The 20,019-nt window shown below is 71.2% G+C and carries 22 protein-coding genes; 12 read left to right on the top strand and 10 right to left on the bottom strand.

Annotation, left to right across the window (positions count from 1 at the left end; translation table 11 throughout):
- The gene (locus JNB62_RS09460; protein ID WP_220300635.1) at window positions 1-1,605 is read right to left on the bottom strand and encodes a carboxyl transferase domain-containing protein; all 1,605 of its coding nucleotides are present in this window, start codon (window positions 1,603-1,605) and stop codon (window positions 1-3) included.
- Window positions 1,606-1,753: 148 nt separating this feature from the next.
- Between JNB62_RS09460 and JNB62_RS09465 the strand changes: the two genes are divergently transcribed.
- Complete coding sequence (locus JNB62_RS09465; RefSeq protein ID WP_220300636.1) at window positions 1,754-2,350, top strand: SACE_7040 family transcriptional regulator; 597 nt, start codon at window positions 1,754-1,756, stop codon at window positions 2,348-2,350.
- 34 nt (window positions 2,351-2,384) lie between these two features.
- Window positions 2,385-4,220, top strand: a complete 1,836-nt coding sequence (locus JNB62_RS09470) for an alkaline phosphatase family protein (protein ID WP_220300637.1) — start codon at window positions 2,385-2,387, stop codon at window positions 4,218-4,220.
- 46 nt (window positions 4,221-4,266) lie between these two features.
- On the opposite strand, the gene JNB62_RS09475 is transcribed toward JNB62_RS09470, so the two are convergent.
- The 3 genes from JNB62_RS09475 to pdhA are packed head-to-tail and all read right to left on the bottom strand — an operon-like array spanning window position 4,267 to window position 7,836.
- Window positions 4,267-5,697 (bottom strand): dihydrolipoamide acetyltransferase family protein, encoded by a 1,431-nt coding sequence (locus JNB62_RS09475; RefSeq protein ID WP_220300638.1) that lies wholly within the window; start codon window positions 5,695-5,697, stop codon window positions 4,267-4,269.
- Window positions 5,694-6,707 carry an alpha-ketoacid dehydrogenase subunit beta gene (locus JNB62_RS09480; protein WP_220300639.1) on the bottom strand — a complete coding sequence of 338 codons (1,014 nt, stop codon included), beginning with the start codon at window positions 6,705-6,707 and terminating at the stop codon, window positions 5,694-5,696. The genes JNB62_RS09475 and JNB62_RS09480 overlap by 4 nt, the downstream gene beginning before the upstream one ends.
- Window position 6,708: 1 nt before the next feature.
- Entirely contained in the window at window positions 6,709-7,836 is a 1,128-nt protein-coding gene (gene pdhA / locus JNB62_RS09485; RefSeq protein WP_220300640.1) for a pyruvate dehydrogenase (acetyl-transferring) E1 component subunit alpha, read from the bottom strand.
- 166 nt (window positions 7,837-8,002) lie between these two features.
- Between pdhA and JNB62_RS09490 the strand changes: the two genes are divergently transcribed.
- Complete coding sequence (locus tag JNB62_RS09490; RefSeq protein ID WP_220300641.1) at window positions 8,003-8,476, top strand: Lrp/AsnC family transcriptional regulator; 474 nt, start codon at window positions 8,003-8,005, stop codon at window positions 8,474-8,476.
- On the opposite strand, the gene JNB62_RS09495 is transcribed toward JNB62_RS09490, so the two are convergent.
- Window positions 8,448-9,458 carry an EamA family transporter gene (locus JNB62_RS09495; RefSeq protein WP_220300642.1) on the bottom strand — a complete coding sequence of 337 codons (1,011 nt, stop codon included), beginning with the start codon at window positions 9,456-9,458 and terminating at the stop codon, window positions 8,448-8,450. The genes JNB62_RS09490 and JNB62_RS09495 overlap by 29 nt on opposite strands.
- A 74-nt stretch (window positions 9,459-9,532) precedes the next feature.
- Here JNB62_RS09495 and JNB62_RS09500 point away from each other — a divergent pair, with 74 nt between their 5' ends.
- Window positions 9,533-10,087, top strand: coding sequence for a CGNR zinc finger domain-containing protein (locus JNB62_RS09500; protein ID WP_220300643.1), 555 nt, complete (start codon window positions 9,533-9,535; stop codon window positions 10,085-10,087).
- Here JNB62_RS09500 and JNB62_RS09505 read toward each other — a convergent pair.
- Entirely contained in the window at window positions 10,047-10,946 is a 900-nt protein-coding gene (locus tag JNB62_RS09505; RefSeq protein ID WP_220300644.1) for an alpha/beta fold hydrolase, read from the bottom strand. The two genes, JNB62_RS09500 and JNB62_RS09505, sit on opposite strands and share 41 nt — an antisense overlap.
- A 102-nt stretch (window positions 10,947-11,048) precedes the next feature.
- On the opposite strand from JNB62_RS09505, the gene JNB62_RS09510 reads away from it, so the two are divergent.
- Window positions 11,049-11,780, top strand: coding sequence for a 3'-5' exonuclease (locus JNB62_RS09510; protein ID WP_223231054.1), 732 nt, complete (start codon window positions 11,049-11,051; stop codon window positions 11,778-11,780).
- A 67-nt stretch (window positions 11,781-11,847) separates the two neighbouring features.
- Here JNB62_RS09510 and JNB62_RS09515 read toward each other — a convergent pair whose 3' ends face one another.
- The 3 genes from JNB62_RS09515 to glgA form a co-directional block, all read right to left on the bottom strand.
- A complete protein-coding gene (locus tag JNB62_RS09515) occupies window positions 11,848-12,105 on the bottom strand; it encodes a type B 50S ribosomal protein L31 (protein ID WP_018170680.1) in 258 nt (85 codons plus the stop codon).
- Window positions 12,106-12,205: 100 nt separating this feature from the next.
- On the bottom strand, window positions 12,206-12,991 hold the full coding sequence (locus JNB62_RS09520) for an ABC transporter ATP-binding protein (RefSeq protein WP_220300646.1): 786 nt from the start codon (window positions 12,989-12,991) through the stop codon (window positions 12,206-12,208).
- A 10-nt stretch (window positions 12,992-13,001) separates the two neighbouring features.
- The gene (glgA, locus tag JNB62_RS09525; RefSeq protein WP_220300647.1) at window positions 13,002-14,195 is read right to left on the bottom strand and encodes a glycogen synthase; all 1,194 of its coding nucleotides are present in this window, start codon (window positions 14,193-14,195) and stop codon (window positions 13,002-13,004) included.
- Between the two features lie 47 nt (window positions 14,196-14,242).
- Here glgA and JNB62_RS09530 point away from each other — a divergent pair, with 47 nt between their 5' ends.
- From JNB62_RS09530 to JNB62_RS09540, 3 genes are read left to right on the top strand one after another with little or no spacing between them, the layout of a single operon-like run.
- Window positions 14,243-15,487: a glucose-1-phosphate adenylyltransferase gene (locus JNB62_RS09530; protein WP_220300648.1), complete on the top strand. Its 1,245-nt coding sequence runs from the start codon at window positions 14,243-14,245 to the stop codon at window positions 15,485-15,487.
- A 50-nt stretch (window positions 15,488-15,537) separates the two neighbouring features.
- On the top strand, window positions 15,538-16,179 hold the full coding sequence (gene serB / locus JNB62_RS09535) for a phosphoserine phosphatase SerB (RefSeq protein ID WP_220300649.1): 642 nt from the start codon (window positions 15,538-15,540) through the stop codon (window positions 16,177-16,179).
- A 42-nt stretch (window positions 16,180-16,221) separates the two neighbouring features.
- The gene (locus JNB62_RS09540; protein ID WP_220300650.1) at window positions 16,222-16,929 is read left to right on the top strand and encodes an alpha/beta fold hydrolase; all 708 of its coding nucleotides are present in this window, start codon (window positions 16,222-16,224) and stop codon (window positions 16,927-16,929) included.
- 50 nt (window positions 16,930-16,979) lie between these two features.
- On the opposite strand, the gene fabG is transcribed toward JNB62_RS09540, so the two are convergent.
- Window positions 16,980-17,690, bottom strand: a complete 711-nt coding sequence (fabG, locus tag JNB62_RS09545) for a 3-oxoacyl-ACP reductase FabG (RefSeq protein WP_220300651.1) — start codon at window positions 17,688-17,690, stop codon at window positions 16,980-16,982.
- Window positions 17,691-17,819: 129 nt separating this feature from the next.
- Between fabG and JNB62_RS09550 the strand changes: the two genes are divergently transcribed.
- The 4 genes from JNB62_RS09550 (at window position 17,820) to JNB62_RS09565 (ending at window position 20,017) form a co-directional block, all read left to right on the top strand.
- Window positions 17,820-18,392 carry a DUF4190 domain-containing protein gene (locus tag JNB62_RS09550; RefSeq protein WP_220300652.1) on the top strand — a complete coding sequence of 191 codons (573 nt, stop codon included), beginning with the start codon at window positions 17,820-17,822 and terminating at the stop codon, window positions 18,390-18,392.
- 76 nt (window positions 18,393-18,468) lie between these two features.
- On the top strand, window positions 18,469-18,897 hold the full coding sequence (locus JNB62_RS09555) for a DUF3099 domain-containing protein (protein ID WP_220300653.1): 429 nt from the start codon (window positions 18,469-18,471) through the stop codon (window positions 18,895-18,897).
- Window positions 18,894-19,109 carry a hypothetical protein gene (locus JNB62_RS09560; protein ID WP_220300654.1) on the top strand — a complete coding sequence of 72 codons (216 nt, stop codon included), beginning with the start codon at window positions 18,894-18,896 and terminating at the stop codon, window positions 19,107-19,109. The genes JNB62_RS09555 and JNB62_RS09560 overlap by 4 nt, the downstream gene beginning before the upstream one ends.
- A 14-nt stretch (window positions 19,110-19,123) precedes the next feature.
- Window positions 19,124-20,017 carry an SURF1 family cytochrome oxidase biogenesis protein gene (locus JNB62_RS09565; protein ID WP_220300838.1) on the top strand — a complete coding sequence of 298 codons (894 nt, stop codon included), beginning with the start codon at window positions 19,124-19,126 and terminating at the stop codon, window positions 20,015-20,017.
- Window positions 20,018-20,019 lie beyond the last annotated feature (2 nt).

Below are 20,019 nucleotides of genomic sequence, written 5' to 3' on the forward strand. Positions count from 1 at the left end.
TCACATCCGGAAGACGCCGAAGCGGGGTTCGGGGAGCGGCGTGCGCGACACGACGTCCAGGGCGAGGCCCAGGAGGTCGCGCGTGTCGAGCGGGTCGACGATGCCGTCGTCCCACAGCCGCGCCGTGGCGTAATAGGGGTTGCCCTGCTCTTCGTACTGCGCGCGGATCGGCGCCTCGAAGGCCGACTGGTCGTCGGCGGACCACTCCTCGCCACGGGCTTCGAGCTGGTCGCGCTTGACGGTCGACAGCACGGACGCGGCCTGAGGACCGCCCATCACCGAGATGCGCGACGCGGGCCAGGTCCACAGGAACCGCGGCGAGTACGCGCGACCGCACATCGAGTAGTTGCCGGCGCCGAACGAGCCGCCGATGACGACGGTGAGCTTCGGCACGCGCGTCGTGGCGACGGCGGTCACCATCTTGGCGCCGTCCTTCGCGATGCCGCCCGCCTCGGCGTCGCGCCCGACCATGAAGCCCGAGATGTTCTGCAGGAACAGCAGCGGGATGCCGCGCTGATCGCACAGTTCGATGAAGTGGGCGCCCTTCAGCGCCGACTCGCCGAACAGCACGCCGTTGTTGGCGACGATCCCCACCGGGTGCCCGTGGATGCGGGCGAATCCCGTGACGAGCGTCGTGCCGTACTCGCGCTTGAACTCGTGCAGCTCGCTGCCGTCGACGAGACGGGCGATCACCTCGCGCACATCGTACGGCTGGTTGACGTCGACGGGCACGACCCCGTACAGCTGTGAGGGGTCGACCGCCGGGTCCACCGTGGGTGCGATCTCCCACGCCGGAGCGGCGGGCGGCGGCAGCGTCGCGACGATGTCGCGCACGATCTCCAGCGCGTGCTCGTCGTCGTCGGCGAGGTGGTCGACGACGCCGGAGCGCCGTGCGTGCAACTCTCCCCCGCCGAGCTCCTCGGCCGTCACGACCTCGCCGATCGCCGCCTTCACGAGCGGCGGTCCGCCCAGGAAGATCGTGCCCTGGTTGCGCACGATCACCGTCTCGTCGCTCATCGCGGGAACGTAGGCGCCGCCCGCCGTGCACGAGCCGAGCACGGCGGCGATCTGCGGGATGCCGGCGGCCGAGAGCCGCGCCTGGTTGAAGAAGATGCGGCCGAAGTGGTCGCGGTCGGGGAACACCTCGTCCTGCATCGGGAGGAACGCGCCGCCGGAGTCGACGAGGTAGACGCAGGGCAGCCGGTTCTCCAGCGCGATCTCCTGCGCGCGCAGGTGCTTCTTCACGGTCATCGGGTAGTACGTGCCGCCCTTGACGGTCGCGTCGTTGCACACGACCATCACGTGCCGCCCGTGCACGAGGCCGATCCCGGCGATCACCCCGGCGGCCGGCGCTTCGCCGCCGTACAGGCCTTCCGCGGCGAGCGGCGCGATCTCGACGAACGGGCTCCCCTCGTCGAGCAGGCGCGTCACACGGTCGCGGGGCAGCAGCTTGCCGCGTGCGACGTGGCGTTCGCGCGACGCGGGCGGACCCCCGAGGGATGCCGCGGCCAGCCGTTCGCGCAGGGCTTCGGCCAGCGCGCGCTGTGCCTGAGAGGTGCGGCCGAAATCCTCGTCGGTCACCGCCTGGGTGGTCAGCACGCTCATGGCTCCGCTCTCCGTGTCATCGTCGTCGACGTCACGATCGGGTCACACCGGTTGTCCCGGCACGACCTCATTGGTTAGTGTTCACTAACTGAGGTTTAGGTTAGCGAGCATTAACTGAGTTCGCAAGCCCTCATCACCCGGAGCACAGATGACAAACGGTGTCACCGATCGCAACCGCGCGAAGGCCGACCGCCACGCGGCGATCCTGCAGCAGGCCGCCGCGCTGTTCGCCGAGCGCGGCTTCAGCGGTGTCAGCCTCGAAGACATCGGCGGCGCTGTGGGCATCAGCGGCCCCGCCCTGTACCGTCACTTCGCCGGCAAGCAGGCGCTCCTGGGCGCCATCCTCGTCGAGGTGAGCGAGCGGCTGCTCGCGGGCGGGCGCACCGTCGTCTCGACGCACGAGGGCGCCGACGCCCAGCTGGACGCGCTGATCCAGTTCCATGTCGCCTTCGCGCTGCGCGACGCCGATGTCATCCGCGTGCAGGACCGCGACATGGCGAGCCTCAGCGACGAGGACCGTCACACCGTGCGCCGTCTGCAGCGCGAGTACGTCGAGGTCTGGATCGGCATCCTCTCGGCCCTCCATCCCCACCGCGACGACGACGAGCTGCGGGTTCGCGCCCACGCGTGCTTCGGCCTCATCAACTCCACGCCGCACACGGTGCGGGTGGCACGCTCGCGGTCGGCGGACCCCGACGTCCGCGGCATCCTGCACTCGATGGCGCGCGCCGCGCTGACCGCCTGAGCGCTCCTGCGCCGCGTCGGCATAGTCTGACGGGATGGCGGGGGCGAGCCACGAAGGCGACACGGCACCGGCCGAAGACGGCCGGCCCGCCGATGTCGTGCGCCCGAGTGGGCCTTCGCGTCCGGACGCGACGCCCCAGCTGGACGAGACCTCACGCCGGGACTTCCTGAAGCTCGGCGGCATCGCCACCGCGGGTGCCGTGGTCGGCGGCGCGATCGGGGCGGCGGCCGGAGCGACCATCGGTCATGAGCTGGGCGTCCGCGAAGGCTCGGCCGACCTCGGCACCGTGCCGGCGCGGTCCGAGCCCGGGTTCGACCACATCGTGGTGCTCATGGGCGAGAACCGCTCATTCGACAATCTGCTGGGCCGCCTCTACAGCCCCGAGACGCTGCCGCCGGGCGCGACCTTCGACGGGCTGGAGTTCGGCGACTACGCCAACACCGCACCGTCGGGCGAACGCATCGCCGCCCACGTCTACGAGGGCTCCACCGACGTCATCATGGGCAGCCCCGACCCGGACCCCGGCGAGGAGTACCCGCACGTCAACACGCAGCTGTTCGGCGTGGTCGATCCTCCCGGCAACGCGGCGGCCGAGATCGCCGACATGCGCGCGCCGTTCAACGCGCCGCCGCACGGCGCGGCGCCCACGATGGACGGGTTCGCGACGGACTACCGCAACAACCTGCTGCGGCTGCGGCGCGGCAGCGAGCCGAGCCTCGACGACGTGTCGCGCATCATGGGCGGCTTCTCGCCCGCGCAGCTGCCGGTGCTGTCGACGCTGGCACAGCAGTTCGCGGTGTTCGACGCGTGGCACTGCGCGGTGCCGTCGCAGACCTACTGCAACCGCTCGTTCTTCCACGCCTCGACGTCGCACGGCTTCGTCACCAATCGCGACCACGGCGGCTACCGCAAGTGGCTGGAGGCGGATGCCGCGCCCACCGTGTTCGACCGCCTCGAAGACGCCGGGCTCAGCTGGAAGGTGTACTTCGACGAGCTGCAGCTCGTCTCGCTGACCGGGATCCTCCACTCCCCGACCCTGGAGAGGTACTGGCGCACCGACCACTTCGTCTACATGTCGGAGTTCTACGAGGACGCGAAGAACGGCACGCTCCCGGCCTACGCGTTCATCGAGCCGCGGCTGGTCTACAACCACAACGACTTCCACCCGCCGGTCGGAGTGCTCCGCGAGAGCGACGTCGCCGGCGAGCCGGTGATCGACTCCGCCGTCTCGGACGTGCGGGCGGGCGAGAAGCTCGTCGCCGACGTCTACGACGCGATCCGCACCAGCGCCACGCCGGACGGCTCCAACGCGGTCAACACCCTGCTGCTCATCACGTTCGACGAGCACGGCGGCACGTACGACCACGTCGTGCCGCCCGCTGCGACCCCGCCCCACGCCGACGAGTCTCCCGGAGAGATGGGCTTCGGCTTCGACCGTCTCGGCGTACGCGTGCCCGCCATCGCCGTGTCGGCCTATACGCGCGCGGGCACCATCGTGCACGACGAGATGCACCACGGCGCGCTGGCCGCGACGCTCGCGAAGCGCCACGGGCTGCGCCCTCTCACCCGCCGCGACGCCGAGGCACGCGACATGTACGCCGTCGTCAATCTCGACACGCCGCGCGACCCCGCCACGTGGCCGCTCGTGCACCCGCTGTACCTGCCGCCCAACACGGCCGAGGACGAGCGCATCGACCTCAAGAACGGCCCTCACAGCGACAAGCCGCTGAGCCCGCCGGGCAAGGGGCTGCTCGGGCTGCTGCTGGCCAAGTACGGCAGCTCGGACGACGAGGATCCGCAGACCTACGCGGACGCGTACCGCATCCTGCAGGCCAGAGGTCTCGGGCTGTTCTACCCCAAGAAGAGCTGATCGGCCGGCCCCGCAGGACCGGCCGATCGAGGGCACGGCGGCCGCCTCAGCGCAGCAGCATCGCCCTCCCTGGCTCGCGCAGCACGTCGGCGACCTCGACCAGGAACCGCGACCCCTGCTCGCCGTCCACCAGCCGGTGATCGAACGACAGCGCGAGCGTCATGACGTCACGCAGCGCGATCTCGCCGTGGTGCTCCCACGGCTGGCGCCGCACCGCGCCGAGCGCGAGGATGCCCGCCTCGCCCGGATTGATGATCGGTGTGCCGGCGTCTACCCCGAACACCCCGACGTTCGTGATCGAGAACGTGCCGCCCATCATGTCGGCCGGCGCCGTCTTGCCCGCCCGCGCCGTCTCGGCGAGCGCGCGGATCGCATCGGCGAGCTCGACGAGGGTGAGCTCTTGCGCGTCGCGGATGTTGGGGACCACGAGCCCGCGCCCGGTGGCAGCCGCGATCCCGAGGTTCACATAGTGGTGCTCGACGATCTCGCCCGCTTCGTCGTCCCACTTCGAGTTGAGCCCCGGGTGGCGGCCGAGAGCCAGGCAGACCGCCTTCGCGGCGACGGCCATGACGCCGATGCGGTGATCCTGCAGCGCGCGGTCGGCCTTGAGCGAGGCGATGAGCTCGCTGGTGGCCGTCACGTCGACCGTGAGGAACGTCGTCACGTGCGGGGCCGTGAAGGCGCTGCGGACCATCGCGTCCGCCGTCATGCGCCGCACGCCGCGGATCGGCGTGCGGGTGGTCCGCTCCCCCGGCGTGCGCGCGGGCGCGAGCGCCTCTGCGGTGTCGGGGATGCCGGCTGTCTCGGCCGGCGTCGCGACCGCAGCGCCTGCGAGCCCGACGCGCTCGGCGTACGCCTCGACGTCGGCGCGTGTGATGATCCCGGACGCACCGCCGGCCTCGACGAGCGCCAGGTCGATGCCGAGCTGCTTCGCGAACGCCCGCACGGGCGGCGTGGAGCGCGGACGCTCGACGCGCGCCTCCGCGACGTCCATCGCGTCCACCGAGATCGCGTCGTGCGGCGCGGCCTCGAGCACGGCCGTGTCGGAGCGGGTTCGCGCCGGTGCTCCCGCACGCGCGCGTCGCTGCGGTCGTCCGGCGCTGCGCGGGGCGGCACCGTACCCGACGAGATTCGGCTCGGCGCGCTCGGTCTCGACGGCAGGGGCCGCGGCCGGTTCCTCCGCGGACGCCGCCGATGTGGCACTCGTGCCGAGCGGCGAAGAAGACGACGCATCGTCTCCGCCGGTATCGAACGTGATCAGCACCGAACCCACCTCGATGACGTCGCCGGGCTCGGCGTGCAGCGCAGTGACCGTGCCGGCATGCGGTGACGGCAGCTCGACGACGGCCTTGGCGGTCTCGACCTCGGCGATCGTCTGGTTGAGCGCCACGGTGTCGCCGACGGCGACGAGCCACTGCACGAGCTCTGCTTCGGGCAGTCCCTCGCCGAGATCGGGAAGTCGGAAGTCCTGCGTCATCGGTCCGCCACCCCCGAAAGGCTGTTGGGCCGGTCCATGACGCGATCCACGGCGTCGAGGATCCGGTCGAGGTCGGGGAGGTGGTGCTTCTCGAGCTTCGCCGGCGGGTACGGGATGTCGTGGCCGGTGACCCGTTGAGGTGCGGCCTCCAGGTAGTTGAAGCAGCGCTCGGTCACGCTCGCGACGAGCTCGGCGCCGACGCCCGCCTCGCGAGCAGCCTCATGCGTCACCACGACGCGCCCGGTCTTTCGGACCGAGGCGGTGACGGTGCGGTAGTCGACCGGAGAGATCGAGCGCAGGTCGATGACCTCGATCGACACGCCGTCGTCCTCGGCGGCGGTGGCGGCATCCATCGCGGTCGCCACCTGCGCGCCGTACGTGAGCAGGGTGACGTCGGTGCCCGGCCGCGCCACGCGCGCGAGCCCCATGGGCGGCGCGTCGGCCAGCTGCAGGTCGAGGTCGACCTCGCCCTTGGAGTGGTACAGCCGCTTGGGCTCGAAGTACACCACGGGATCGTTCGAGGCGATCGCCTGGCGGAGCATGACGTACGCGTCCTGCGGGTTCGACACGGCGATGACGCGAAGCCCCGACGTGTGCACGAAGTACGCCTCGGGCGACTCGGAGTGGTGCTCGGCGGCACCCACCCCGCCCGCCCACGGGATGCGGATCGTGATCGGCATCGTGACGTTGCCGCGCGTGCGGTAGTGCAGCTTCGCCACCTGGCACACGATCTGGTCGAACGCGGGGTAGACGAATCCGTCGAACTGGATCTCGACCACGGGGCGGTAGCCCCGGAACGCGAGGCCGACCGCCGTGCCCATGATGCCCGCCTCGGCCAGCGGGGTGTCGATCACCCGCTGCGCCCCGAACTCGGACTGCAGACCGTCGGTGATGCGGAACACACCGCCGAGCTTGCCGATGTCCTCGCCCATGACGAGCACGCGGTCGTCGTCGGCCATCGCGCGGCGGAGTCCTTCGTTGATGGCCTTCGCCATCGTGAGCTGCACCATGTCACGCCTCCTGTGCGGGCGCGAAGGCCTCGAGGTACGCGCCGAACCACTCGCGCTGTTCGTCGATGCCCGTGTGCGGTTCGGCGTACACGTTGTCGAACACGGTCAGCGGCTCGCGGGTCTGCGCCTGCATCGCGGCCTCGCGGACCGATGCGGCCAGCACGTCGGCATCCGCCTCCACGCTCGCGGCGAACGCGTCGTCGAACTCGCCGCGCGAGCGCAGCAGCGCCTCGACGCGCGCGATCGGGTCGCGGCGGCGCCACGTCTCGACCTCGTCCTTGTCGCGATAGCGCGTCGGGTCGTCCGACGTCGTGTGCGGGCCCATGCGGTAGGTCACGGCCTCGATGAACGCCGGTCCCTTGCCGCTGCGCGCGTGGTCGAGCGCCCACCTCATCGCGGCGAGGCAGGCCAGCACGTCGTTGCCGTCCACGCGCATGCTCGGGATGCCGAAGCCCGGCGCGCGACCGGCGATCGGGGCCTTGGCCTGCAGCGCGACCGGCTCCGAGATGGCCCACTGGTTGTTCGTGCAGACGAAGACGACCGGGGCGCCGAAGGAGGACGCGAACACCATGGCCTCGTTGACGTCGCCCTGGCTGGACGCACCGTCGCCGAAGTACGCGACCGAGACCTGGTCCGTGCCGTCGCGCTGGATGCCCATCGCGTAGCCGACGGCGTGCAGCGACTGAGCGCCGATGATGATCTGCTGCGTCGCGGTGTTCAGCTCGTACGGGTCGTACGTGGAGTGCTCCTCGCCGCGCCACGCCAGCACGAAGTCCGACGGCTTGCCGCCGCGGGCGTAGACGACGCCGGTCTCGCGGTAGCTGGGGAAGGCGAAGTCGTCGGCACGCAGCGCGCGGGCGGTGCCGATCTGCGTCGCCTCCTGCCCCTGACACGGGGGCCACAGGCCGAGCTGCCCCTGGCGCTGCAGGGCGACGCCCTCGACGTCGATCCGCCGCAGCAGGACCATGTCACGGTACAGCGACCGCAGCGCCGCGGCGTCGACGTCGGCGATCCACCGGTCGAGCTCGGGGTCGGCGATGCGCTCGCCGTCGGGACTGAGCAGGCGGGCGACATCCTCGATATCGGTGCCGAGATCCGCCGTGGGGGTCAGGGTGTGCGTCATCGTCATCACTCCTCGTTGCGGGCTCCCTTGTGAGGAGCCGCCTCGTGTGCGCGCCGGCCTCTTCGCCGACACCTCGAGGCTACGTCGAGGTCGCACCTCGCTCAAGCATTCGGGGTCCGCTTGAGCATGTTGACAACTTCATGGCCGGACTACCGTGCTAACGTTTCGCACTATGAGTGCCCTCGATCACGTCGACGTGGAGCTGCTGGCAGCACTGTCGGCCGACCCCCGTGCGACCGTCGTCGCGCTCGCCGAACGGCTCGGCCTGTCGCGCAACACCGTCCAGGCGCGCATGGCGCGGCTGGAGCGCACGGGCGTCTTCCTCTCGTACGAGCGGGCCATCTCGTCGGCCTCGCTCGGCTTCCCCATCGAGGCCTTCATCAGCGTCATCGTGCGCCAGGCAGAGCTCCCCCGCATCGCCGTCGAGCTCGCCCGCGTGCCCGAGGTCGTGCAGGCGCACGGTCTGTCGGGTCAGGTCGATCTGCTGGTGCGCGTCGCCTGCCGCGACACGCAGCACCTGTTCGACACGGACGCGCGCATCCTCGCGATCGAGGGCGTCGAGCGCACCGAGACGTCGCTCGTGATGGGCGAGGTCATCGCCCACCGCGTGACGCCTCTTATGGAGCTGGCGCGGCGGGAGCCCTAGCGGCAGGACCCTTCGGGGCGGCCGTCGAGGACGCGTCCGCGCGCACCAGCACGACGCCGAGGAGGATCAGCGCGCCGCCGGCGAACTGGATCGGCGCGGGCACCTCCGCGAGGAAGATCCACGCGAACATGAGGGCGAAGAGCACTTCCGACAGGCCGACGAACGACGCCACCCGCGAGCCGATCCGCGGAACGGCCATGACCCCCAGCGCATACCCGAGCGTCGTCGCGACGGCGGCGACCCAGAGCAGCGGCATCCACCACGGCACCTCGGTACCGGCGAGCACGACCGTCACGGCGGGCGCCTGGAAGGGAAGGATGCCGGTCAGACACAGCACGCCCATCGCCAGCGCCCCCGTCAGCAGGCCGCTCGCGGCCAGCGCGAGCGGCGGCAGGTCGTCGCCCGCCCGCTCGGAGATGACGAAGTAGGCACACACGCACACGGCGGCGGCGAGGGCGAGGAGCGTGCCCAGCAGGTCGAAGGACGCGCCCGAGATGTCCACGACGAGCACGAGGCCGACCATCGCGACGGCGGAGCCCCACAGCACCAGTGCCGACGGCCGCTTGCGCGTGCGCACCCAGACGGCGACGACGAGCATGACGGGCGCGAGGTACTGGATGAGCAGCGCCACGGCCACCGGCATCCGCTGCATGGCCGAGAAGAAGAAGAGCTGGCAGCCGAGCACCGGCATGAGGCCGAACGCGATGATGAGCCTGTAGTGGCGGCGCAGGAACCCGCGTTGCCGCACCATGGCGCGCACGAGCGCGGGCGACAGGATGAGGCCGGCCACCCCCATGCGCACGAGCAGCGCGGCGCCGAGGGACCACCCCGCTTCCAGCAGCGGTTTGACGAACGGCCCGCTCGACGAGAACGCGAGCGCGGACGCGACGCCCATGAGCAGGCCCGTCGTGCGCAGGCGCGCCGTCGAGGCGGACGCGCGGCCCGGCGGGATGACGGGGACGGACGCGGTGGAGGCGGTCATGGGCGGCATCCGACTGTCAGGGGTGAAAGGTGCTTACACTGGTGACAGTAGCGATCCGGCTGTCAGGAGTCAACATGGTTTTCATTCATGACACGCAGCAGAGCCTGCGGGCGGCGGCCTACCTGGTCAACACGATGCCCGGCTACGACGGCGAGGACACGCTCACGACGCTCGAGCAGTTCGACGACTACCTGCGGGTGAACCCCTACACCGGCGTGATCCGGCGCGACGAGACCGAGCTGGCCGCCATCCGCGCGATCCGGCCGCGACTGCGCGAACTGTGGCAGGTCGACCGCGAGGGCGCGGTGCCGCTCGTGAACGGACTGCTCCGCGACGGGCACGCGCTCCCCCGCCTCGTGATCCACGACGGCTACGACTGGCACGTGCACGCCACGAGCGACGACGCGCCTCTGGCCACGCGCATCCTCGTCGAGGCTGCGATGGCGTTCGTCGACGTGATCCGCGCCGACCAGTACGACCGGGTGCGCATCTGCTCCGCCGACGACTGCGAGGGCGTGTACGTCGACTACTCCAAGAACGGCTCGAAGCGCTACTGCGATTCGGGCAACTGCGGCAACCGCATGAACGTCAACGCCTACCGGCGTCGGAAGGCGCGAGAAAGCGCGTGATCGCATCGGCCGCAGCGGCCGGCGTCTCGTAGTGGATCAGGTGCCCGACATCGGGGATCTCGACGAGCTCCGCATCGGGGAACAGCGTCGCGAGCGTGCGCTCCGCCTCGATGGGCGTGATGTCGTCGCGCTGCGCGGCCACCAGCAGCGTGGGCTGCGCGATGCGCGGCGCGGCCTCTCTCACGTCGTGCGACACGGAGGCCACGAACGCATCGTGCAGCACGTCGCGGTCGGCGAACCGTGAGAAGTACGTGTCGTGCTGATCGTGGACGAATCGACGGATGCCGGGGTCCTTGGTCTTCGCCATCGAGATGCTCATCACCCGCACGATCAGACCGTTGCGCAGCAGGGCCTCGCCCAGCCGCTTCGGGAGCTTCGCGCCCGCCCAGTAGTAGAACACCGCGAGCCGCGTGAGGATCCCGCGGGGGCCCTCGAGCGCCGGCGCGCCGATCGGGTTCACGAGGATCACGCGCGGCGTCGGCAGCCCACGGGCGACGGCGGCCGACACGACGATCGACCCGAACGAGTGGCCGAGGATGACGGCGCCCGGCGCCACGGCGGCGACGAACGCGTCGAGCCACTGCGCGTAGAGGTCCAGGTCGTGCGTGCGTCCGAGGACGGGGGCGGTCTCGCCGAAGCCCGGCAGGTCGGGCGAGATCACGCGCACGCCGGGAAGGTGGGCCACGACCGGCTCCAGCCCGTGGTGCTCGCCGCGGAAGCCGTGCACCGCGACGATCGTCGTCTCGGCGTCCGCCGGCCCGTACACCCAGTAGGCCGTCGTGCCGCCGAGCACCTCGACCTCGTGCCGCTCGACGGGGATCTCGTCGAGCAGGGCGGCATACGGGTTGGGCACGGTCACCCGTCGAGTCTACGTTCCGGCGCCTGCACGGCCGCGGTGCGCCCACGTCGCGCGCGGAGCGCCTCCGCCCGGATGTCGGAAGCCGCGCATACCGTGAACGGCATGAGAACTTCCCGCGGCGACCAGCTGTCGCTGTGGGACGTGCCGGACTGGGTACGGCTCGTGGGCGTCTTCGACCTCGAGACGACCGGGGTCGACGTGACGACCGATCGCATCGTGACGGCGCACGTCGGGCTGCTGGACGCGTCGGGACATGCCCTGCGGGCGCGCGACTGGCTCGCCGACCCGGGCGTCGAGATCCCCGAAGGCGCGAGCGCCATCCACGGGATCACGACGGCGCACGCGCAGGCCCATGGACGCCCCGCCCGCGAAGTGGTGGCCGGGGCGGTCGAGGCGGTCCGAGGACTGCTGGACGCCGGCATCCCCGTCGTCGCGTACAACGCGCCCTTCGACTTCTCACTGCTCAAGTACGAGTCGCTGCGGCACGGCGTGGAGCCGATCGAGAACCCGTCGCCCGTGATCGACCCGCTGGTGGTCGACAAGGCGTACGACCGCTGGCGCAGAGGCAAGCGCACGCTCGAGGTCGTCGCCGCCCACTACGCCGTGCGACTCGACGCCGCGCACGAGGCCTCGGCCGACGCGGTGGCAGCGGGACGCGTCGCACAGGCCCTGGCCGACCGCTTCGCTCCCTGGATGCCCGACACGGCAGACGAGCTGCACACGCGCCAGATCGCGTGGGCGCGCGCGCAGGCGGCGAGCCTCACCGACTACTTCATCCAGATCGGACGGCTCGACCCCGACGACCGCCTCGACGGCCGCTGGCCCATCCGCTGACGGCCGCTGATGCACGGGAACGCAGAAGGCCCCGCACGATGTGCGGGGCCTTCGTCGCGGACGGGGCTTACTTGGAAGCGCCGCCGAAGTTCTTGAAGCGCTGGTTGAACTTCTCGACACGACCGGCCGAGTCCATGATGCGCTGCTTGCCCGTGTAGAACGGGTGCGAGGCCGACGAGATCTCGACGTCGATGACGGGGTACTCGACGCCGTCGAGCTCGATCGTCTTGTCGCTGGTGACCGTCGAGCGGGTGAGGAAGGTCTCGCCCGAGCCGAGGTCACGGAACACGACGGCCTGGTAGTCCGGGTGGATGTCAGTCTTCATGATGGTCCTTTGAGGAGGGTGCCCTGGATTTTGCCAGGGCGGTCAAAGTCTTGAGTGCGCGCGCTCGTGCGCACGCACCAAGGATCCAGTCTACCAGGGATCAGTGCGCGGCTCGTGCCGCGTACCGGCCGCCGTCCTCGGTGAGCCGGATGGGGACGCCGAACGTCTCGCTCAGCGCGTCGCCGGTGAGGGTCTCGCGGATCGGTCCGGAGGCGACGGCCTGACCGTCGCGCAGCAGCAGCACGTGGGTGAACCCGACCGGGATCTCTTCCACGTGGTGGGTGACCATGATCATCGCGGGCGTCGTGGGCGCCGAGGCGTACCCGCCGAGCAGGATCAGCAGCTCTTCGCGGGCGCCGAGGTCCAGGCTCGCGGTCGGCTCGTCCAGCAGCAGCAGCTCGGGGTCGGTCATCACCGCACGCGCGATCTGGACGCGCTTCTGCTCGCCGTCCGACAGCGTGCCGAACGTGCGGTCGGCCAGATGGTCGAGCTTCCACTCGGCCAGCACGCGCAGCGCGCGGCGCTCGTCGATGTCTTCGTAGTCCTCGCGCCAGCGGCCGAGGACCGAGTACGCCGCGGTCAGCACGACGTTGAGCACCGTCTCCTCCGGCGGCACGCGGCGGGCCATCGCCGACGACGCGAAGCCGATGCGGGGCCGCAGCTCGAACACGTCGGTGCGGCCGAGACGCTCGCCCAGGATCGTGACGACGCCCGACGTCGGGTGCAGCAGCGTGTCGGCCATCTGCAGCACCGTGGTCTTGCCGGCGCCGTTCGGCCCGAGCACGACCCACCGCTCGTCGTCGTTGATGGTCCAGTCCAGGTGGTCGACGATGTTGCGTGCGTTTCGGCGGACGACGACGTCGGAGAACTCGAGCACCTGGGGCATGCCCCCCAGCCTACCGGCCGCCGGCGGCCACCTCCGCGTACAGCGCAGCGGTCTGCTGGGCGATGCGCTGCCAGCTGAAGTCCTCGGTCGCCCGTCGTCGACCCGCGGCGCCGTACTCCCGCGCCTGGGCGGGATCGCTGACGACTTCGGTGAGCACGCGCGCGAGGTCCGACACGAATCGCTCGGGGTCGATGGGCGTGCCTGTGCCGTCCTGCACCTGCTCGATCGGGACGATGCGGCCCGTGACGCCGTCGACGACGACCTCGGGGATGCCGCCGGTCGCGGTGCCGACGACGGCGGCGCCGCACGCCATCGCCTCGAGGTTCACGATGCCGAGCGGCTCGTACACGGACGGGCACACGAACGTCGTGGCCGCGCTCAGGATCGTGCACAACTCGTGACGCGACAGCATGCGATCCAGCCAGACCACGCCGTCGCGGGTGGACTGCAGACCGCGCACGAGCTCTTCGACCTCGGCCATGATCTGCGGCGTGTCGGGCGCGCCGGCGGCGAGGACGACCTGCACGTCGGCGGGCAGGCGCTCGGCTGCCCGCAGGAAGTACGGCAGCCCCTTCTGGCGCGTGATGCGCCCGACGAACACCACGGAAGGCCTTGCCGGGTCGATCCCCAGCTCGGCCAGCAGTGCAGGATCCTCGACGGGATGCCACGCGTCGACGTCGATGCCGTTGTAGATGACCCGCACCCGCTCGGGGTCGAGGGCCGGGTAGCTGCGCAGGATGTCGTCGCGCATGCCGTTGCTGACGGCCACGACGGCAGCTGCCCCCTCGTACGCGGTCTTCTCGATCCAGCTCGAGACGGCATACCCGCCGCCGAGCTGCTCGGCCTTCCAGGGACGCAGCGGCTCCAGGCTGTGGGCGGTGACGATGTGAGGGACGCCGTGCAGAAGGGATGCCAGGTGCCCGGCGAAGTTCGCGTACCAGGTGTGGCTGTGCACGACGTCGGCGCCGGCGACGTCCGTGACGATCTCGAGGTCGGTGCCGAGCGTCTGCACCGCCGCATTCGCCGAGGTGAGCTCGGCCGGCACGGCGTACGACGTCGTGCCCGCTTCGGAGCGGTCCGCGCCGAAAGCCCGGACCCGCACGTCGAGCTCCGTGCGCAGCGCCTTCACCAGCTCCGTGACATGGACTCCGGCGCCCCCGTAGATCTCCGGCGGGTACTCCTTCGTGACGATGTCGACTCGCATGCTCGAACGCTAGTACATCGGTCGGAACGCGTCCTAGTGTGGGTCACATGCCAGCAGCGCCCAAGGTCTTCGGAATCATCCTCGCCGGCGGCGAGGGCAAGCGGCTGATGCCCCTGACCGCGGATCGCGCCAAGCCCGCCGTCCCCTTCGGGGGCCAGTACCGGCTCATCGACTTCGCGATCTCGAACCTCATCAACTCGGGGCTGCGGCAGATCGTGGTGCTGACGCAGTACAAGTCGCACAGCCTCGACCGCCACATCTCGCAGACGTGGCGCATGTCGGCTCTGCTGGATTCGTACGTGGCCTCCGTCCCCGCGCAGCAGCGCCTCGGCAAGCGATGGTTCTCGGGGTCGGCGGACGCGATCCTGCAGAGCCTCAACCTCATCACCGACGAGAAGCCCGACATCGTCGTGGTGATCGGCGCCGACCACGTGTACCGCATGGACTTCCGTCAGATGCTGGCGGCGCACATCGAGTCCGGCGCGCGGGCCACGGTCGCCGGCATCCGTCAGCCGATCTCGCTCGCCAACCAGTTCGGCGTCATCGACGTCGATCCGTCCGACCCGGGGCGCATCCGCGACTTCCTCGAGAAGCCGCAGAGCCCGGTCGGCCTCGCCGACGCGCCCGACCAGGTGCTCGCCTCGATGGGCAACTACATCTTTGACACCGACGCGCTCATCGAGGCCGTCGAGTCCGACGGCGAGGTGCCCACCTCGAACCACGACATGGGCGGCGACATCGTGCCGTATTTCGTCTCGCGCGGCGAGGCGGGCGTGTACGACATGAACCGCAACGACGTCCCCGGCTCGACCGACCGCGACCGCTACTACTGGCGCGACGTCGGGACGATCGACTCGTTCTTCGATGCGCACCGCGACCTGATCTCGACGCTGCCGGTGTTCAACCTCTACAACACCGACTGGCCGATCCACTCGCAGGCGGTCAACTCGCCGCCCGCGAAGTTCGTGCGCGACTCGGTGGGCCGCATCGGAAACGCCATCGACTCGATCGTGTCGCTGGGCTCGGTGCTGTCGGGGACGCATCTGGAGCGCAGCGTCGTCGGTCCGTGGACGCTCGCGGGCGGCGGATCGACCATCACCGACTCGGTGCTGTTCGACTACGTGCACGTGGGCGCAGGGGCGCGGGTGCACCGCGCGATCCTCGACAAGAACGTCGTGCTCGACGACGGAGCCACGGTCGGCGTCGACCGCGACAGAGACCTGGCGCGGGGCTTCACCGTCACCGACAGCGGCATCACGGTCGTCGGCAAGGGCGTGCGCGTCGAGCGCTGACGCGCGTCATCCGGTCGGGAGCGCCGGCGTCGCCCGCTAGCGTTGACGGCATGCCCGTCGCGCCCGCCCGCTTCCTCGTCGTGCTCGATGCCGACTCCACGCTCATCCGCAACGAGGTGATCGAGCTGATCGCCGATGAGGCGGGCCGCGGGCCCGAGGTCGCCGCCGCGACCGAGGCGGCGATGCGCGGCGAGGTCGACTTCGCGACGAGCCTGCGCTCGCGCGTCGAGGCGCTCGCGGGTGTTCCGGTGGCCGCGTTCGCGCGGGTGCTGGCGCGCATCGAGCCGACGCCCGGCGTGCGCGAGCTGATCGACGCCGTGCACGCGCGCGGCGGCGCCGTCGGCGTCGTCTCGGGCGGGTTCCACGAGATCCTCGACACGGTCGCTCCCGATCTCGGCGTGGATGTGTGGCGCGCCAACCGCCTCTCGACCGACGACGGCGTGCTCACGGGAGTGGTGGACGGAGAGATCGTGGATGCCGCCGGCAAGGCGGTCGCGCTGCGCGAATGGTCAGCCGAGCGCGGTGTCGACCTGACGCACACGATCGCCATCGGCGACGGCGCGAACGACCTGCTGATGATGGCGGAGGCGGGTCTCGGCGTCGCGTTCAACGCCAAGCCCGCCGTACGTGCGCAGGCCGATGTCGTGATCGGCCCCGTCGACCTCCGCGAGGTCGTCCCGCTGCTGCCCTGACCCGGCCGTCGCGTGTCGGCGCCCGCCGCTAGCCTCGGGAGCATGCACATCATCCTCGTTCCGGGTCTGTGGCTCGACGCGTCGTCCTGGGGCGATGTCGTCCCCGCGCTGGAGGCCGCCGGCCACCGCACGCACCCGCTCACGATGCCCGGTGTCGGCGCATCCGCGTCCGACTCCGCAGACATCGGCATCTCCGACTGGATCGCGGCCACGGTCGCCGAGCTCGACGCCCTCGACGGCCAGGTCGTCCTCGTCGGTCACTCCGGCGGCGGCAACGTCGTCTACGGGGCGGTCGACGCCCGGCCCGACCGGGTGTCGCGCGTCGTGTTCCTCGACACGTTCCCGCCCGGCGAGGGCGGCAGCATCTCGGAGTTCCCGGTCGTGGACGGCGTGATCCCGTTCCCGGGGTGGGACTTCTTCGACGACTCCGACGTCGCCGACCTCGACCCGCAGACGCGCGCCGACGCCGCGGCGCGCGCCAAGTCGGTGCCCGAGCGGGTGCCGACCGACCCGATCCGGCTGTCGGACGAGCGGCGCCGCGCGGTCCCCGCGACGATCATCACCGGCACGGTTCCGGCCATGCAGATCCGCGAGATCATCCACGGCGCACCGGCGTGGGCCGCGGAGCTCGCCGCACTGCAGCAGCTCGACATCATCGAGCTCGGCGCTCCCGGCGACCCGACCGGTCACTGGCCGCAGTTCTCCCGCCCGGGCGCGGTGGCCGAGGCGATCCTGCAGGCGATCGGCTGACGATCACACACGCGGGCGCACGACACGCGTGCGCCCGCGTGCGGGCGGCGTCAGTGGCCCATGCCGAGGCCGCCGTCGACGGGGATGACGGCGCCCGAGATGTAGGCCGCGTCGGCCGAGGCGATCCACGTGACGACGCCGGCGACCTCGTCGGCCGAACCGTAGCGACCTGCGGGGATGCTCTTCTTGTACTCGGCCTGGGTCTCGTCCGCGAGCTCGGCCGTCATGTCGGTCTCGATGAAACCGGGCGCCACGACGTTCGCCGTGATGCCGCGTCCGCCGAGCTCGCGCGTGAGCGAGCGCGCGAAGCCGACGAGCGCACTCTTGGAGGCCGCGTAGTTGATCTGCCCGGGCGATCCGTACAGGCCGACGACGCTCGAGATCAGGATCACACGGCCCCACTTCGCGCGCAGCATGCCCTTCGACGCGCGCTTGACCACACGGAAGGCGCCGCCGAGGTTCGTCGAGACGACGCTGTCGAAGTCGTCCTCGGTCATGCGCAGCAGCAGCGTGTCCTTCGTGATGCCCGCGTTCGCGACGACGATCTCGACGGGTCCGAGCGTGTTCTCGACCTCCGTGAACGCGGCGTCGACCGCTGCGGCATCCGTCACGTCCGCGCGCACCGTGAGCGTGCCTTCGGGACCCTCGCCGGAGCGGGCGGTGACGGCGACCTTGTAGCCGGCCGCGACGAAGCGCTCGGCGATGGCACGGCCGATGCCGCGGTTGCCGCCGGTGACGAGGACGACGCGATCGGTGGACATGGTTCACTCCCGGGGGGTCGACGACGGAACCGCACCAGCCTACCGGCGGGCGACACCGCGGCCCGGATCGTTTGACACCCCCGCGCGCCGCTGGGACGCTGTACCCAGACACCGACGAAAGGCATCGCCGTGAGCGACACCTCCCCCACTCCTGCACCCGAGCCGGGCGCATACCCGCCCGTGCCGCCGGCACCGCCCGCTGCTCAGCCGGGCGCCTATCCCCCGGCGGCGCCCGCGGCGCAGCCTGCCCCGCGGGCCCAGCCCGCGGCGCAGCCCGCCGCGTACCCGCCGCCGGCCCAGCCGGGCGCATACCCGCCGCCGGCGTACGGCTCCTCGTCCACTCCGCCCGCGACCTACGGCTCAGCGCCCGCGTATGGCGCCGCACCGGCGTACGGCGCCGCACCCGGCTACGGCTACGGCGCGCCCGCCAAGACGAACACGCTCGCGATCGTGTCGCTCATCGCGTCGATCTCGAGCTTCGTGATCCTGCCGTTCATCGGCTCGGTGGTGGGGGTCATCACCGGCCACATGTCGCTCAAGCAGCTGAAGACGAGCGGCGAGCAGGGCCGCGGCATGGCGCTCGCGGGCACCATCGTCGGCTGGGTCGGCGTGGGCCTGGCGGTGCTCGGCATCGTCGTCGCGATCTTCTTCTTCGTGTTCTTCGTCGCGGCCTACAGCGGCACCACCGGCTACTCGTCCTGACGCCCTCGGATCGATCGCCCCGGAGGCCCGCTTCCGGGGCGATCGTTCCGTCTGACCGGCGTACGCTGGAAGCACCGTGAAGAACTCCAGCCACGCCCCTTCGGCCACGTCCCTGCCGCGCGCTCCGCGCGACGACGTCGGCGCGCGTTCGACGCGGTATCTCGTGATGATGGGCGTGCGCATCGCGTGCTTCATCCTCATGGTCGTCATCACCCCGTACGGCTGGTACACGTGGGTGTTCGGGGCAGCCGCGATCTTCCTCCCGTACATCGCCGTCGTCTCGGCGAACGTCGGCAACGAGGCGCGCCGCAACCGGCGGGAAGACCCCGAGCCGTCGCTGCCCGCCACCCCGTCCCATCCCGCGGCCGGCCCGGTCCGCGATTCGCGCGTGATCCGGATCGAAGAGACCCGCGACCCGTCCGCGCCGCCGCGCCCCGCCGAAGCGACGACCGACGACGACGCCGAACACACCGACATCCCCGACGCACCGGGCCCCGCCGCATGAGCGACGGCGTCGACGCGACCTGCTCGCGAGCCGGATGCCGGCAGGCGGCCCGCTGGCGGATCGACTGGCGCAATCCGCGCATCCACACGGCGGAGCGCCGCAAGACGTGGGCGGCCTGCGATGAGCACGTCGGCTACCTTCGTGAGTTCCTCGCCGCGCGCGACTTCCCCCTCGAGGTCGCGCCGCTCCGTGACGCGGGGGTCGCCCGATGAGCCGCGGCGTGAGCATGCAGAACCTGCCGCGCGCCGGACGGTGGGCGATCTACGTCGCGCTCGCGGTGGTGTTCGCCATCGCATGCGCGTTCCTGTCGCACTGGCAGTTCAGCCGGAATGAGGAGCGCTCGCATCAGCTCGCCCTGGTCGCCCAGAACTACGATGCCGACCCGGTGCTCCTCGCCGAGGCGATCGCGCCGGGCGACGCGCTCGACCCGCAGGACGAATGGCGCCCGGTCACGCTGACCGGGGAGTACCTGACCGACGACCAGCTCCTGGCCCGCAACCGCCCGCACGGCGGCACGTCGGCGTTCGAGGTGCTCGTGCCGTTCCGCCTCGACGACGGACGCGTGCTGCTCGTCGACCGCGGCTGGGTGCCGCCGGGCGACGATCAGCCGGAGCCCGACGCCGTGCCCGCTCCCCCGTCGGGCGCGGCGAGCGTCGTCGTGCGGCTGCGTCCAGGTGAGGCCCTCCCCGCGTCCGGCCGCTCGGCGCCGGAGGGTCAGGTGCCGACGATCAACCTCGATCTCGTCGCCGACACGATCTCGGCCGACGCCGGCGCCGCTCTGGAGCGCAGCGCCTACGGCGTCATGGTGACCGAGGATCCGGCTCAGGCCGCCGTGCCGAACGCCCTCGAAGCGCCGTCGGACGACCCCGGACCCCACCTGTCGTATGCGATCCAGTGGATCCTGTTCGCGATCATGGGCTTCGTCTTCATCGGCTACGTCATCCGCACCGAGCGCAAGCACCGCCGTGAGGACTCCGAGGACGCGCAGGCCGAGCCCGAGACCGAAGGACCTCGGGATGCCGCAGCCGCAGCGCCGCCGGCATCCCCTCGCCCTCGCGCCCGTCGTCGCGACCGCGACGCGGAGGACGAGGACGCCCTCCTCGACGCCGCAGGCCGCTGAGC

The organism is Microbacterium jejuense, from assembly GCF_019511665.1.
In the GTDB taxonomy this organism is placed as follows: domain Bacteria; phylum Actinomycetota; class Actinomycetes; order Actinomycetales; family Microbacteriaceae; genus Microbacterium; species Microbacterium jejuense_A.

Coding starts and splice junctions, on each gene's coding strand:
- JNB62_RS09495 (WP_220300642.1), bottom strand. CDS start 9,458: ATGACCGCCTCCACCGCGTCCGTCCCCGTCATCCCGCCGGGCCGCGCG.
- JNB62_RS09460 (WP_220300635.1), bottom strand. CDS start 1,605: ATGAGCGTGCTGACCACCCAGGCGGTGACCGACGAGGATTTCGGCCGC.
- glgA (WP_220300647.1), bottom strand. CDS start 14,195: ATGCGAGTCGACATCGTCACGAAGGAGTACCCGCCGGAGATCTACGGG.
- JNB62_RS09470 (WP_220300637.1), top strand. CDS start 2,385: ATGGCGGGGGCGAGCCACGAAGGCGACACGGCACCGGCCGAAGACGGC.
- JNB62_RS09565 (WP_220300838.1), top strand. CDS start 19,124: ATGCAGAACCTGCCGCGCGCCGGACGGTGGGCGATCTACGTCGCGCTC.
- JNB62_RS09510 (WP_223231054.1), top strand. CDS start 11,049: ATGAGAACTTCCCGCGGCGACCAGCTGTCGCTGTGGGACGTGCCGGAC.
- JNB62_RS09465 (WP_220300636.1), top strand. CDS start 1,754: ATGACAAACGGTGTCACCGATCGCAACCGCGCGAAGGCCGACCGCCAC.
- JNB62_RS09560 (WP_220300654.1), top strand. CDS start 18,894: ATGAGCGACGGCGTCGACGCGACCTGCTCGCGAGCCGGATGCCGGCAG.
- fabG (WP_220300651.1), bottom strand. CDS start 17,690: ATGTCCACCGATCGCGTCGTCCTCGTCACCGGCGGCAACCGCGGCATC.
- JNB62_RS09540 (WP_220300650.1), top strand. CDS start 16,222: ATGCACATCATCCTCGTTCCGGGTCTGTGGCTCGACGCGTCGTCCTGG.
- JNB62_RS09530 (WP_220300648.1), top strand. CDS start 14,243: ATGCCAGCAGCGCCCAAGGTCTTCGGAATCATCCTCGCCGGCGGCGAG.
- JNB62_RS09520 (WP_220300646.1), bottom strand. CDS start 12,991: ATGCCCCAGGTGCTCGAGTTCTCCGACGTCGTCGTCCGCCGAAACGCA.
- JNB62_RS09515 (WP_018170680.1), bottom strand. CDS start 12,105: ATGAAGACTGACATCCACCCGGACTACCAGGCCGTCGTGTTCCGTGAC.
- serB (WP_220300649.1), top strand. CDS start 15,538: ATGCCCGTCGCGCCCGCCCGCTTCCTCGTCGTGCTCGATGCCGACTCC.
- JNB62_RS09480 (WP_220300639.1), bottom strand. CDS start 6,707: ATGGTGCAGCTCACGATGGCGAAGGCCATCAACGAAGGACTCCGCCGC.
- JNB62_RS09490 (WP_220300641.1), top strand. CDS start 8,003: ATGAGTGCCCTCGATCACGTCGACGTGGAGCTGCTGGCAGCACTGTCG.
- JNB62_RS09475 (WP_220300638.1), bottom strand. CDS start 5,697: ATGACGCAGGACTTCCGACTTCCCGATCTCGGCGAGGGACTGCCCGAA.
- pdhA (WP_220300640.1), bottom strand. CDS start 7,836: ATGACGATGACGCACACCCTGACCCCCACGGCGGATCTCGGCACCGAT.
- JNB62_RS09500 (WP_220300643.1), top strand. CDS start 9,533: ATGGTTTTCATTCATGACACGCAGCAGAGCCTGCGGGCGGCGGCCTAC.